The sequence below is a fragment of the Micrococcus sp. EYE_212 genome, from assembly GCF_023147585.1.
GTDB lineage: Bacteria > Actinomycetota > Actinomycetes > Actinomycetales > Micrococcaceae > Micrococcus.
On sequence record NZ_JAHXOZ010000006.1, the window covers coordinates 23158 to 35892 of the forward strand.

Sequence of the window (12735 nt, forward strand, 5' to 3'; positions counted from 1 at the left end):
CGCGTCCCGCCCCTATGACCTGGGCAGACACCCTCCCCACCGCTTACCGTGAGCCGGCACCCCCGCGTCCCCTCCGTACGAGAGCAGAGCCGTGACCTCTTCGCACTCCGCCGGCGCTCACTCCGCCGACGTCGACCCCGCCACCGGCAGCCCACTGGCCCGCAAGGTCGGCACGTGGAGCCTCTTCCTGTTCATCCTGGGCGACGTCCTCGGTGCGGGCGTCTACGTCCTCGCCGGCTCCGTGGCCAAGCTCTCCGGCGGCGCGGTGTGGGTGCCGCTCGTGGCCGCCCTCCTCCTCGCGCTGCTCACGGCCGGCTCCTACGCCGAGCTGGCCACGAAGTACCCGCGGGCCGGCGGCTCCTCGCACTACGCCACCCGCGCGTTCGGCCCGTTCGTCGGGTTCCTCGTGGGCTTCTGCATGCTCGCGGCCGGCATCGTCTCGGTGGGCGCGCTCGCCCTCGGCTTCGCCGGCGACTATCTCGGCGCGTTCGTGAACTGGCCGACGGCGATCGTCGTCGTCGTGTTCCTCGCGCTGCTGGCCGCCCTGAACATCCGCGGCATCGCCGAGTCGCTCGGCGTGAACCGCGTGGCCACCGTCATCGAGGTCGGCGGCCTGGTGCTCGTGGTGGTCCTGGGTGCCATCCTGCTCGCCCGCGGCGGCGGGGACCTCTCTCGACTCACGCAGCTCGGCACCCCGGAGAACGGCCCGTTCGCGGCCGTCCTGGCCGGCACCGTGCTCGCCTTCTACTCCTACGCCGGCTTCGAGACCAGCGTGAACGTGGCCGAGGAGACCCGTGACCCCGCGCGCTCCTACCCCCGCGCCCTCTTCGGCGCGCTCACGGTGGCGGGCCTGCTCTACGCGGCCGTCGGCGTCGTGGCCTCCGCCGCCGTCCCGACGGCGGAGCTCGCCTCCTCCTCGGCCCCGCTCCTGCAGGTGGTGCAGGCGGCGGGGATCGTCCCGCCCGAGGTGTTCAGCGTGATCGCGCTCGTGGCGGTGGCCAACGGCGCCCTCCTCACCGGCATCATGAGCTCCCGCCTCACCTACGGCATGGCCCGCGACGGCCTGCTGCCCTCCTTCCTCGGCAAGGTCCTCCCGGGCCGGCAGACCCCGTGGGTGGCGGTCATCGTGACCACCGCGATCTCGCTCGTCCTCGCGCTCACCGGCACCCTCGAGCTGCTCGCGGGCATCATGGTGCTCCTGCTGCTCGTGGTGTTCGTGGCCGTGAACGTGGCCGTGCTGGTGCTGCGCAAGGACCCCGTGGCGCACCGCCACTACCGCGTGCCGGCGTTCCTGCCGGTCCTCGGCGTCGCCTCCTGTCTGCTGCTCGCCACGCAGGTGGAGCCCGAGGTCTGGATCGGCGGCATCCCGTTCCTCGCCGTGGCGGCTCTCCTCGCGGTGTTCGCCATGGCGAACCACCGGCGCCGGAACGCCTGAGACAGGCCCGGGGACGCCCCACCCGCCGAGGGCCTGGGTGGCCCGACCCGTCCGGACCCCGCACGCAGGAAGGGGCGGTCACCCCGTCCGAGGGGACCGCCCCTTCCTGCGGGCGGTGGGAGGAACCGCTCAGAAGCCCAGCGGGCCCCGGCGCGTGGTGCGTCGACCGGTGGTGCCGCCGAGCAGCGAGCCCAGCAGGCCGCCGCCGCGCGGGGTGCCCCGACGCGTCGTGGGGGCGTAGCCGCGGCGACCGGCCGCGCCGCCGGCGCGGCGCGCCAGCTGGCTCAGGGCCAGGCCGCCCAGCGCGGTCAGCATGCCGTGGGACGCACCCGACCGGCCGTTGGTGCGGCCGACACCGGACTGGCCCAGGCCGGGGCGGCCGAAGGACGAACGGGTGGAGCGGCCGCGGCCACGCTGCTGCGTGCCGCCGAGCGAACCGGTGAGGCTGGAGAGGATGCCCATGGTGATGTCCTCCTGGGACGTCGTGCCGGCCACGGGAGCGCGGCCGATCTGTTGAGCCCAACCTAGGCCGACGCCCCCCGGACGCGTCCAGTGCTCGCGGGCGTGCCGGTTCAGGCGCGGTGGCTGCCCGCGGAGAGCGGGTCCCCGCCGGCGCCGCGCAGCTGATCGCGGCCGGCGACGTCCGTGCCGTCCTCGGCGCCCCACAGGGCCACGCCGCGGGCCTCGGGGAGGTCCGAGATGTGGAAGTGCGGGTCCTGCCCGGCCTTGAGCTTGCGCTCGTAGTCCTTGAGGAGCTTCACGGCCAGGTGTCCCAGGGGCAGGATCGCGATGAGGTTGATGGTGGCCATGATCGCCGCGAAGGTGTCCGCGAGGTCCCACACGAGGGCCACCTTGGCGAGCGCGCCGCCGATCACGCACAGCAGCACGAGGAAGCGGAACACGGTGATGGCGCCGCCCGCATGGCGGCCGGCCAGGAAGCGGATGTTCGCCTCGCCGTAGTAGGTGTTGCCCAGCACGGAGGACCAGGCCAGGAAGAAGATGATGACGGTCAGCGCGGGGCCCGCCCACTGGCCCACGGCCTGCTGGAGCGCCCCCTGGGTGACCACCATGCCGAGCGCGTCCTTGTCCCCGTACGTCGGGTTGGAGAGCAGGATGATGAACGCGGTGGCCGTGCAGACGATCAGGGTGTCGAAGTAGACGCCGAGGGACTGCACGAAGCCCTGCTTCGCCGGGTGGGAGACCGCCGCGGTGGCGGCGGCGTTCGGGGCCGAGCCCATGCCCGCCTCGTTCGAGAACATGCCGCGGCGCACGCCGTGCAGGATCATCGCCATGCCGACGGCGGCGCCCGCCACCTGCTCCATGCCGAACGCGTGGCGCACGATGTGCAGGAACATCGCCGGGACCTCCGTGATGTTCACGATGATCACGATGATCGCCAGGATGATGTAGAAGACGGCCATGATGGGGACCACCACGTTGGTGACCGTGGAGAGGCGGCGCACGCCGCCGAAGATCACGAGGCCGGTGAGGACGGCCAGCCCCACGCCCACGATCCACGCCGTGGTGATGGACTGGCCCCAGTTGGCCTGCACGGACTCGGAGATCGAGTTGGACTGCACGGCGTTGAACACGAACCCGTAGGTGAACGTGATCGCCACGGCGAACACCATGGCGAGCCACTTCGAGCGCAGGCCGTCACGGATGTAGTAGGCGGGCCCGCCGAAGAACCCCTCCGAGCCCTTCTGCTTGTAGAGCTGGGCCAGCGTGGACTCGACGAACGCGGTGGCGCCGCCGAGGAGCGCCAGCAGCCACATCCAGAACACGGCGCCGGGGCCGCCGAGCACGATCGCGATGGCCACGCCCGCCACGTTGCCGGTGCCCACGCGGGAGGCCGCGGAGATGGTGAAGGCCCGGAACGGGGACACGCCGTCGTCGCCGGGCCCCGTGGAGGATCCCGCCGTGACCGAGCGCAGCATCTCCGGGAGCATGCGCACCTGCACGCCGACCGTCCGGATGGTGAACCACACGCCTGCCACGGCCAGCAGCGCCATCACGACATACCAGTAGACGTTGTTGAAGGCGGCGATGGCCTCGGTGATCTGATCCATGCGCCCAGGCTACGTGCTGCGCTGAGCGGGCACGGCCCGCCGCGCTCAGGCGCAGTCGCTGTTCCAGGTCTCCGCGTACATCGCGTAGCGCAGCCGCACGATGTGCTCCAGGCGGCGGTGCAGGTCCCCCTCGGAGACGCCGGCGGCCGTGTTGCGCGCGGCCGAGCGGGCCAGGGCGTCGGCGAACTCGTTGCCCTCGAGGCCGGCGTGGCCCTTCACCCACGTGGTGTTCACGTGGACGCCGGCGGCCTGGCTGAGGTCCACGGCCGCCAGGAGCCGGCGCAGGGAGCGGCGGATGCGCTCGCCGCGCGCGCCGCCCAGGGTCAGGCGCTCGCGGTGGGCCTCGCGCAGCAGCGCCAGGGCCGCCCGGGAGTCCGAGTGGATGGTCACCTCGCCCCCCGGAGGGGCGCCCCAGGCCGCCATCAGGTGTCCCAGCACGAGGCCCTCGAGCTCCACCTCGAGCGGCAGGGTGGCCCCCTGCAGCGGATGGGCGGCCCACATCCGGTCGCGGGCGACGGCGGCCGCCCCTCCCGTGTGGGTGCCGCGCAGCAGGGACCCGTCCACGTACACGTCCGTGAGGTCGGCGGGATCCGTGAACGCGAGGCTGTGGTGCAGGCGCGGCAGGGTGCGCCGGATGAAGCGGTCCGCGCGGCGCCGGGAGAGGAACACCTGCCCCGAGCGGCGCCCCGCGGAATCCTCGGCCTCCTGGGCGCGCAGGTCCTCGAGGGCGATCCGCTCCGCCCCGAGCTGCATCACGCGGTCCGCGTCCACGTCCGGCAGCAGGTAGCTGGAGCGCTGCGAGCCCACGGGGGACTCGTCCAGGCGGTAGGAGACGACCGGCACGTCCGTGGGGGCGAGCATGCGCAGCAGCGTCAGGAGGTCGGCCTCCCGATCCGAGCGGAGGCGCACGATCACCGGGCGGCCCGCGGGGAGGTCGTGCAGCACGGTGTCCCAGAAGCGGTTGAGCCGTGGCGCGGTGATCAGTCCGGTCTGCACGGGCCCCTTGTCGTCGTCGCCGAGCTCGCGCAGCTCCAGGGTGCGGATGACGTACACGATCCCGTCCGGCACGGGATGCAGGTCCAGGCGCAGGGAGGGCCCGTGGGTGACGCCGGGGAGCATGGCCAGCGGATGGGCCACGACGCGCACCCCGTCCTGACGGACGCGGACGCGGGGCGGCGCCGGCCGCGGGGGGCGGGGGCGGCTGGCCGGGACGAGGTGGAGGGGACGCAGTCGGCCCCGCGGCGCGGAGGAGCGGGCATGCGCGGAGGTGTTCGGCTTGACCGGCCCGGCGTGGTCCGACCTCCTCGCGGTCGAACTGCCCGAGCCGACCGGGCTCACCCGCAGGAAGGCCCCGTCCCGGACCGGCGCGCCGGCGCGGTGGGCCGCGGGGCCGTGGAACGCCCAGGACACATCGAGCAGCGCCGCGGGGCTCGCGGCGTCTGCGTCGATGTGCACGGGGCGGTGCATGGCCTCGCGCGGGTGGTTCTTCCTGGCTCCCATGAGTGGCAATCCGGCGGGTCGAAGGGGTCTCACCGAGAATTCATGCCGGACTCGGCGAGCGCGTCGGGTGGAGCTGTGAGCCGACGCCGAGGGCGTAGCTCGTCATCTGTCACCCTCCACTGTAGGGAGCAGATCCGGTGCTGGGGAGGTCTGCGGAACGTTGCGTTCCGTCAGGGCGGAGGGATTCCGCGCCCCGTGGAGATCTGGAGCCCCCTGATCGATGTCGCAGAGCCCGCCGAATGCCGGGGGTCGACCTTCCCTGCACGGCACCCCTCCGGGCCTCAGAGGACGGTGCGGCGAAGCCCCTGGAAGTCCGGTCCCGTGACCACGCCGAGGGCCTGCGCCTGGGAGCGCTGCTGGCGCAGCGAGACCGTGCCGAGCAGCAGCGCGAGGGCCCGCTCGCCCTCCTCCGGGGAGTCGGCCGCCTCGGTCAGGAGCGTGTGCAGTGCCCCGCCGCCGAGGCCGAGCGCAAGCGCGGAGAGCACCACGTCCGTGCCGTCCCGGTGGCGCAGCAGCACCTGCTCCGCCACGGCGGCCCGCCCGGCGACGTCGCCGATCCGCCGGGCGCGCACCGTGTCACCGATCTCGGCGACGATCCGGTCCGCGACCCGGGCGAGCAGGGTCTGCTTGTCCGGCACGTGCCAGTACAGGGCGGAGGCCTGCACGCCGAGCACGGCGGCCACACGGCGCATGGAGAGGTCGCCCATGCCGAAGTCCTGCAGGATGCCGACGGCGGCGTCCACCACGTCCTCGGCGGTCAGCCGGCCCCGGGCGGAGGCGGCGGCAGGGGGCGGGGTCATGCGCCCGAGGCTACCCCGGACCCGTGCCGGGGCGCCCGTCGTCGTGGGTCCCGGACACCCCCAGGCGCACGGTGCGGTCGGCCATGACGGCGGCCTCCGAGAGGTCGTGGGTCACCACGACGGCGGTCACCCCGGCCGCCCGCAGCACCTCGCGGATCTGCACGGCGAGGCGTTCGCGCAGGTCCGCGTCCAGGGCGGAGAGCGGCTCGTCCAGAAGGAGGACGCGGGGGGAGGGGGCCAGCGAGCGGGCCAGGGCCACGCGCTGAGCCTGGCCGCCGGAGAGGCTCTGCACCGGCCGGTCCGCCAGTTCCGCGAGCCCGACGAGTGCCAGCAGCTCCGCCACCCGGGCGCGCCGGTGCGCCCGGTCCCACCCGGCTGCCTCGAGCCCGTAGCCCACGTTGCGGGCCACGGTGCGGTGGGGGAAGAGCTGTCCGTCCTGGAACACCATGCCCACGCCGCGCCGGTGGGTGGGCACGGAGGTCACGTCCTGCCCCCCGATCTCCACGGACCCGGCCACCACGTCCTCCAGGCCCGCGATGCCGCGCAGCACCGTGGACTTGCCCGAGCCGGAGGCGCCCACGAGGGCCACGATCTCGCCGGGCGCGAGCGTGAGGTCCACGCCGCGCACCGGCACCGCACCGTCGGGGTAGGCCACGCTCAGGCCGCTCACGCGCACCCCCGCCCCGGCGGGCGCGCCTGGCGTGCCGTCGCCGTCGTGGCAGACCGCCGCACCGCTGGCTTTCCCTGGGTGGGGCGTGCGCCCCTCCGCCGTGCTCACCACGCGCCTCCCGCTCCCGCCGCGCCCCGGGGACGCAGCCTCTCGCACACCAGCATGATCGCGGCGCTCAGCACGGCCAGCACCGTGGCCGCGGCGAGCGCCATCCCGTAGTTGTCCGCGCCCGGCCGGCCGAGCAGCCGCACGATCAGCACGGGCAGCGTGGGTCGGTCCGGGCTGGCGAGGAAGCTCGTGGCCCCGAACTCACCGAGGGACACCGCGAACGCGAACCCCGCCGCCAGCCCCAGCCCACGCGCCAGGAACGGCCCGTCCACCGTGGCCAGCACGCGCAGCGGCCCCGCCCCGAGTGTGCGGGCGGCCTCCCGCAGCCGCGGGTCGACGGAGGCCAGCACGGGCACGAGCGAGCGCACCACGAGGGGCAGCGCCACCACCGCCTGCGCGAGCGGCACGAGCAGTCCCGAGGCGGCCAGGTCCGGGGCCTGCGCCCGCAGGGAGACGACGAACCCGAAGCCCACCGTCACGGCGGAGACGCCGAGGGGCAGCAGGACGGCGCCGTCGAGCCAGCGCTGGGCCCGCCGGGCGAGCGCCGAGCGCACGGGCCGCGTGAGCAGGAGCGCGAGCGGCACGCCGGCGAGCAGGGTGAGGAGCGTGGCGTCCACGGCGGTGCGCCACGAGTGGTCCAGCGCCTCCAGGGGCGTGGTGCCGCCGGCGAAGCCGGCCCCCGAGCTCGTGGCCAGCAGGGTGTAGTTGCGCAGCCCCCACCCCTGGCTCGAGTGGAAGGAGCGGAGCACGAGGGTGCCCAGCGGCAGCAGCACGAGCGCCGCGGTGGCCAGCGTGGCGGCCACGGGCAGCGCGTCCGCGCGGGTGAGGCGGCGCAGCGGGGCGTCCCGCAGGCGCAGGGCGCGCACGCTCCGCGCCGCGGTGGCCCCGGAGATCCCGACGGCGGCCATGACCACCAGGAACTGCAGCGTGGAGAACACCGCGGCCACCCGCAGGTCCAGGTACACCGAGGTCTGCACCCAGATCTCGGACTCGACGGTGCCGTAGCCCGGCCGGCCCAGGGTCTGGACGATCCCGAACGCCGAGGAGCAGAAGAGGAACACGAGTGCGGCCGAGCTGGCCACGGCGGGCGCCAGCTGCGGGAGGGTCACGGTGCGGAACGCGCGCCAGGGCGAGGCCCCGAGGGTGCGCGCGGCCTCCTCCTGCCGCGGGTCCAGCGACGCCCACAGCGCGCCCACCTGGCGCACCACCACGGAGACGTTGAAGAACACGAGGGCCAGCACGACGGCGGCGGTGGACTGGTCCAGGCCCGTCCACCCCAGCGGCCCGCCGGGGGCCAGCACGGCGCGGAACGCCACGCCCACGACGACGGTGGGCAGCACGAACGGGACCGTCACCACCGCGCGCAGCAGCGCGCGGCCCGGGAACGCCCGGCGGTGCAGCACGAGTGCGGCCGGCAGCCCGAGCAGGAGGGCGGCCACCGTGCCGGCCGCCGCCATCCCCAGGGTCTGCCCGAGGATCCGCCATGTGCGCTCGCGGGCGAGGACCTCGCCGAACGCGGTGAGGTCCAGTGCGCCGTCCGCGGACACGCCGCGCCACAGCATGGCCGCCACGGGCCACGCGAAGAACACCGCCAGGAACGCGAGCGGCACGACGGCGGCGAGCAGCCACCACGCGCCGATCCCGTCCCCGCCGGCCCGCGTGCGGCGCCGTCGCCGTCCGCCCGCGGGGCGACCCGGGGGCGCGAGGACGGGCTCGGCGAGCGCGGGCGGGCCGGGGACCTGAGAGGTCACTTCCCGGCGTGCTCCTCGTGCAGCGCGGTCCACTCCTTGAGCAGCTCCTCGCGCTCGGCGTCCACGGCCTTCGGATCCGGGGAGATGGGGTCCTCGGCGAGGGGGGCGTTCTCGGCCCACTCGGCGGGCAGCTCCACGGACTCGTCGATCGGGTACATGTACATGGACTCCGGCAGCGCCTTCTGCACGTCCTCGGAGAGGAGGAAGTCGATGAACGCCTGCGCGCCCTCGGGGTTCTTCGCGCCCTCGACGACGCCGGCGTACTCCGTCTGCGGGGTGCAGGAGGCCTCCAGGACGTCCGTGGCCGGGGCGAACGCGGGGGAGGAGGAGTAGGAGAGCACGATCGGGTACTCGCCCTTGCCCTCGCCGCCGGAGAAGTCGGTGTAGTACGCGTCCGACCACGAGGCGTCCACCTTGGCGCCGCCGTCGAGGGCCTTCTCCCACCAGCCCCTCCAGTCGTCGCCGAACTCCTCCTTGGTGGCGGCCAGGAGGGCGAGGCCGGGGGAGGAGGTCACGGGGCTGGTGAGCACCGTCAGCGACGCGTACTGGGGGTCGGTGACGTCCTCGAGGGAGTCGGGGACCTCCATCCCCTCCGCCTCGAACCACGGGGTGTCCACGTTGAGGCACACCTGGCCCTGGTCCACGGGGATCATCCGGCCCTCGACCACGCGGTCCTTCGCGGACTCGGGCAGGTTCGCGGGGGTGTACTCGGCCACCACGCCCTCGTCGATGAGCCGGTGCGTGGAGTGGTCCTCGATGCCGTACACGCCGTCCACCGTGGGGTGGTCCTTGGCGAGCAGCAGCTGGTTGACCACGGAGCCGGCGTCGCCCGGGGCGGTGGTGGAGAGCTGGTGGCCCGACTCCTGCTCGAACCGGGCGATGAGCTCCTCGGGCAGCGCGAAGGAGTCATGGGTCATGATCGTGACGGTCTTGCCACCGCCCGCGGAGTCGGAGCCGGAGGCGGCGGAGCCGGACGTGGTGGCCGCGGCTGCGGCGTCCGCGGAGCCCGCCGCGGAGGAGGAGCCGGAGCCCCCCTGGCCGGAGAGCGAGCAGCCCGTGAGGGCGAGGGCGGCGACGGAGAGGGCCGCCAGCGCGGCGGTGCGCGGGCGGCGGGCGTGCTCGGTGGCGGTGCGGGTCATGCGGGTCTCCTCCTGCGCGGCGGGAGGGGCCGGGGGCGGGCCCGCGGCATGCGGACGCCCCGGGAAAGGGTCTCGACTTCCTTCGCCGGTGCGAGCCGGAGCAGGTTCGAGGGTCTGCGGCGGACCGCACTCTCAGCGCCGCTGCGGCGCTCCCCTGTCGATGTGGACTGGAGCCAGCCTATCGCGTCCGCGCCGACCTTAGACTGCACGCGTGAGCACCCCCGACGAGGCCGCGCCGGCCGGACCCGCCCCCGCCCCCCAGGTCGCCCCGGCGACGCCGGCCTCCGACTGGGACATCCGCAGGCCGCACCGGATGTGGCCGCGCATGCTCGTGATCGTGCTGACGCTCGCGGGCCTCGTGGTGCTCGTGCAGTTCCTGCAGGGCATCTCCTCCATCATCGCGCCCGTCTTCCTCGGGCTGAACCTCGTGATCGTGGCCTACCCCCTGCAGCGCTGGCTGATCGAGCGCGGCGTGCACCCCGTCCTCGGGGCCACGGCCACGGTGCTCCTCGTGGTCACCGTGCTGGCCGTGTTCGTGGGGCTGATCTTCTGGTCCGGGCTCGAGCTGGTGAGCTCCCTGCCCGAGTACGCGGGGCGGTTCCAGGCGATCATGCAGGACGTCTCGGCGTGGCTGTCCTCCCAGGGGCTCACCCCGGACATGGTGAACGCGCAGCTGCAGGCCGTGGACATCAAGCAGGTCACGGGCGCCGCCGTCACCGCCCTGACCGCCATCGCGTCCAACGTCTACGCGGTGGTGGGCCTGCTGATCACCGTGGTCATGGGGATGTTCTTCCTGGCCATGGACTCCATGGCCGTGGAGCGCCGCGTCCAGCTGCTGAGCTCGGCCCGCCGGGAGTTCGGCCAGGCGCTCATGGACTTCGCGGGCGGCGTGCGCCGGTACTGGGTGGTGACCACCGTGTTCGGGCTGATCGTGGCCGTCCTGGACGTCGTGGCGCTCCTGGTGATCGGCGTGCCGATGGCCCTCGTGTGGGGCGTGCTGAGCTTCCTCACCAACTACGTGCCCAACATCGGCTTCATCATCGGCCTGATCCCGCCGGCCATCCTGGGCCTTGCGGAGGGCGGCTGGCCCGCCTTCCTCGGCGTCGTCATCAGCTACTCGGTGCTCAACTTCGTGCTGCAGTCCATCATCCAGCCCAAGGTGGCCGGGGACGCGGTCGGCGTGATCCCCACCGTCAGCTTCCTCTCCCTGCTGTTCTGGGCGTGGGTCCTCGGCCCGCTCGGTGCGATCCTCGCGCTCCCCTGCACCCTGCTGGCCAAGGCCATCCTGATCGACGCCGATCCGAACGCACGGTGGATCAACTCGCTGATCGCCTCGGACCTGAAGGGCATGGAGCGGAGGCAGTCCACCCTTCTGGCCCGGCTGCGCGGCGGCTCCTCCGCGGAGGAGGGCAGCCACACGCGCAAGGAGGCGCGCGGGGTGAGCGTGGGCCTGAGCCCCGCGGAGGCCCGGCGCGCCAAGCGGGGGCAGCCCCCCGCCGGGGTCAGCGGCGTGGGGGAGCGGCCGGAGGATGCGGGGCCGCCGCTGAGTCCGGCCCCGGATCCCGTGGCCGGTCTTGCAAACGGGGCTGCACCAGCACCAGGTCGGTGAGGGAGCCGGCCAGGCGCAGCAGGGGAGGCGCCGGGAAGCGCAGCTGACGCCGTCCCGGGTGCAGCTCGGCCGTGAGCGCCGTGGCCGCCTCCTCCGTCTGCGCGTCCTCGAACGCCGGCCGCAGCACGTGCCCGCCCATCGGGACGGCGTCCACGAGCGAGCGCACCCCCTGCTCGGCGGGGTCGTAGGCCTCGGGCAGCGCGCCCCCGGGCACGGTGCGCACGCGCAGCGCACGGCCTGCCGCGTCCGGCGTGCCCTCGAGTCCGCGCAGCGCGGCCGCGCCGACCGCGTGCTCGGGGTGGAACCGGTCGGCACGCCAGTGCACCGCCAGCCGCCCCGGCTCGACGAAGCGCATCCAGCCGCCGAGGTGGCCCGGTCCGCCGAAAGGCCCGCTCCCCGGACGCCGGGGCAGGGCGGTCCAGACCACGCGCGTGACGCCCAGCAGGCCCGCGAGCTCGGCCTCCGCCTGGGCGGCGCTCCAGCCCGGGTTGACCTCCGGGGCCAGCACGGCGCCGGCGTCGACCACGGCGGTGCCCGCCCCGTCCGTCACCCACGAGTCGCGGGAGGCGGCCAGCAGCGGGGTGCGCACGGGGAGCCCGGCGGCGCGGGCGATCGCACCGCCCACCGCGGCGTCGCGGTGCACGCCGACGTCGGGGTGCCGGGAGCGCGGGTCCAGGCGCCAGTGCACGGCCTCGCCGGCGGGCAGGAACGTGGGGCCGGTGCGGCCGACCAGGGGGGTGTCGAGGGGGACCGGGAGCTGCTCGACCGCGCCGGGGAGCAGGCGCGCGGCCGCCGCACGGTCCTCGGGGTCCACGAGGACGGCGACGTCGGCCGCCTCGGTGAGGGTCTCCGCGAGCCCGGCGATCGCGTCGCGGGTCTCCTCCAGCAGCGCGGCCGAGGGGTGGCGGGGCGGCAGGGCGAGCCAGACGCGCTCCGGCCGATCGAGGGCGTCGGGGTGCTGGGCCATGCCGGGGCGTCTCCTGGGGGTGGGGTGCGGTCCCCACCGAGCATAGGGTGTGCCCATGCACCTGCTCCTGCGCACCCTCTGGGTCCTCGCCCGGGCCCGCCGCCGCCCCCGCCTCGGCGTGTGGGACGCGGCCTCGCTGCCCCTGCGCGCCCTGCCCACGGACGTGGACATCGCGTGGCACATCAACAACGGCCAGTACTTCGGCCTCTTCGACCTCGGCCGCTTCGACCTCATGGCCCGCGCCGGCGTCATGAGCGCATTCCAGCGCCGGGGATGGACGCCCGTGGTCCAGGCCGAGCAGGTCGCCTTCCGCCGCTCCGTGACGCTGGGCCAGGCCTTCAGCATCGAGACGAAGTGCATCGGCCTGGACGAGCGGGCCGTGTGGTTCGAGCAGCGCGTCGTCGTGGACGGGGACGTGGCGGTGCGCGCCTTCATCTGCACGCGCCTGCGCGCGAAGGACGGCACGCCGGTGACCAACGACGTCGTCCGCGCCGCCCTCGCCGAGGCGGGCCACGACCTGAGCGCCGAGCCCACGGTTCCCGAGTGGCTCCACGGCTGGCGTGCCGACGTCGCGCTGCCCTCCGCGCGCACCCCCCTGCCCCACGCCTGGCGGGCCGGCGCGGACCACCGCTGAGCCCGCGGCCGCGCCTGCCGCCTCGGGCCCGCCTCCGGGGCCCGGGTCACCCG

General features: G+C 74.7%; 11 protein-coding genes and 1 riboswitch. Of the genes, 3 read left to right on the forward strand and 8 right to left on the reverse strand.

The genetic code is table 11. From position 1 onward, the window contains the following. Positions 1 to 154: 154 nt before the first annotated feature. Positions 155 to 1435, forward strand: a complete 1281-nt coding sequence (locus KZX60_RS05375) for an APC family permease (RefSeq protein ID WP_248116397.1) — start codon at positions 155 to 157, stop codon at positions 1433 to 1435. A gap of 129 nt (positions 1436 to 1564) precedes the next feature. Here the strand turns inward: KZX60_RS05375 and KZX60_RS05380 are convergent, their stop codons facing one another. From KZX60_RS05380 to KZX60_RS05410, 7 genes are all read right to left on the reverse strand, one after another. Then, entirely contained in the window at positions 1565 to 1930 is a 366-nt protein-coding gene (locus KZX60_RS05380; RefSeq protein ID WP_248116205.1) for a hypothetical protein, read from the reverse strand. Positions 1931 to 2007: 77 nt separating this feature from the next. Continuing rightward, positions 2008 to 3504, reverse strand: coding sequence for an alanine/glycine:cation symporter family protein (locus KZX60_RS05385; RefSeq protein ID WP_248116207.1), 1497 nt, complete (start codon positions 3502 to 3504; stop codon positions 2008 to 2010). Between the two features lie 45 nt (positions 3505 to 3549). Further along, positions 3550 to 5004 carry a ribonuclease H family protein gene (locus KZX60_RS05390; protein ID WP_248116209.1) on the reverse strand — a complete coding sequence of 485 codons (1455 nt, stop codon included), beginning with the start codon at positions 5002 to 5004 and terminating at the stop codon, positions 3550 to 3552. Positions 5005 to 5285: 281 nt separating this feature from the next. Then, positions 5286 to 5804, reverse strand: a complete 519-nt coding sequence (locus KZX60_RS05395) for a TetR family transcriptional regulator (RefSeq protein ID WP_248116211.1) — start codon at positions 5802 to 5804, stop codon at positions 5286 to 5288. A 10-nt stretch (positions 5805 to 5814) separates the two neighbouring features. Then, complete coding sequence (locus tag KZX60_RS05400) at positions 5815 to 6474, reverse strand: ABC transporter ATP-binding protein (RefSeq protein WP_248116213.1); 660 nt, start codon at positions 6472 to 6474, stop codon at positions 5815 to 5817. A gap of 104 nt (positions 6475 to 6578) precedes the next feature. Then, positions 6579 to 8222 carry an iron ABC transporter permease gene (locus tag KZX60_RS05405; protein ID WP_248116399.1) on the reverse strand — a complete coding sequence of 548 codons (1644 nt, stop codon included), beginning with the start codon at positions 8220 to 8222 and terminating at the stop codon, positions 6579 to 6581. A 107-nt stretch (positions 8223 to 8329) separates the two neighbouring features. Continuing rightward, positions 8330 to 9472 (reverse strand): thiamine ABC transporter substrate-binding protein, encoded by a 1143-nt coding sequence (locus KZX60_RS05410; protein WP_248116215.1) that lies wholly within the window; start codon positions 9470 to 9472, stop codon positions 8330 to 8332. A gap of 60 nt (positions 9473 to 9532) precedes the next feature. Further along, positions 9533 to 9638: riboswitch (TPP riboswitch) on the reverse strand. A 45-nt stretch (positions 9639 to 9683) separates the two neighbouring features. On the opposite strand from KZX60_RS05410, the gene KZX60_RS05415 reads away from it, so the two are divergent. After that, positions 9684 to 11081, forward strand: a complete 1398-nt coding sequence (locus tag KZX60_RS05415) for an AI-2E family transporter (RefSeq protein ID WP_248116217.1) — start codon at positions 9684 to 9686, stop codon at positions 11079 to 11081. Here KZX60_RS05415 and KZX60_RS05420 read toward each other — a convergent pair. Beyond that, positions 10975 to 12048, reverse strand: coding sequence for an agmatine deiminase family protein (locus tag KZX60_RS05420; RefSeq protein ID WP_248116219.1), 1074 nt, complete (start codon positions 12046 to 12048; stop codon positions 10975 to 10977). The two genes, KZX60_RS05415 and KZX60_RS05420, sit on opposite strands and share 107 nt — an antisense overlap. Positions 12049 to 12103: 55 nt before the next feature. On the opposite strand from KZX60_RS05420, the gene KZX60_RS05425 reads away from it, so the two are divergent. Continuing rightward, positions 12104 to 12682: an acyl-CoA thioesterase gene (locus tag KZX60_RS05425; protein ID WP_248116221.1), complete on the forward strand. Its 579-nt coding sequence runs from the start codon at positions 12104 to 12106 to the stop codon at positions 12680 to 12682. The last annotated feature ends 53 nt before the right edge of the window (positions 12683 to 12735 follow it).

Excerpts from the sequence above, each read along its gene's own strand:
- KZX60_RS05410 (WP_248116215.1), bottom strand. The coding sequence starts at position 9,472 with ATGACCCGCACCGCCACCGAGCACGCCCGCCGCCCGCGCACCGCCGCG.
- KZX60_RS05420 (WP_248116219.1), bottom strand. The coding sequence starts at position 12,048 with ATGGCCCAGCACCCCGACGCCCTCGATCGGCCGGAGCGCGTCTGGCTC.
- KZX60_RS05425 (WP_248116221.1), top strand. The coding sequence starts at position 12,104 with ATGCACCTGCTCCTGCGCACCCTCTGGGTCCTCGCCCGGGCCCGCCGC.
- KZX60_RS05385 (WP_248116207.1), bottom strand. The coding sequence starts at position 3,504 with ATGGATCAGATCACCGAGGCCATCGCCGCCTTCAACAACGTCTACTGG.
- KZX60_RS05390 (WP_248116209.1), bottom strand. The coding sequence starts at position 5,004 with ATGGGAGCCAGGAAGAACCACCCGCGCGAGGCCATGCACCGCCCCGTG.
- KZX60_RS05395 (WP_248116211.1), bottom strand. The coding sequence starts at position 5,804 with ATGACCCCGCCCCCTGCCGCCGCCTCCGCCCGGGGCCGGCTGACCGCC.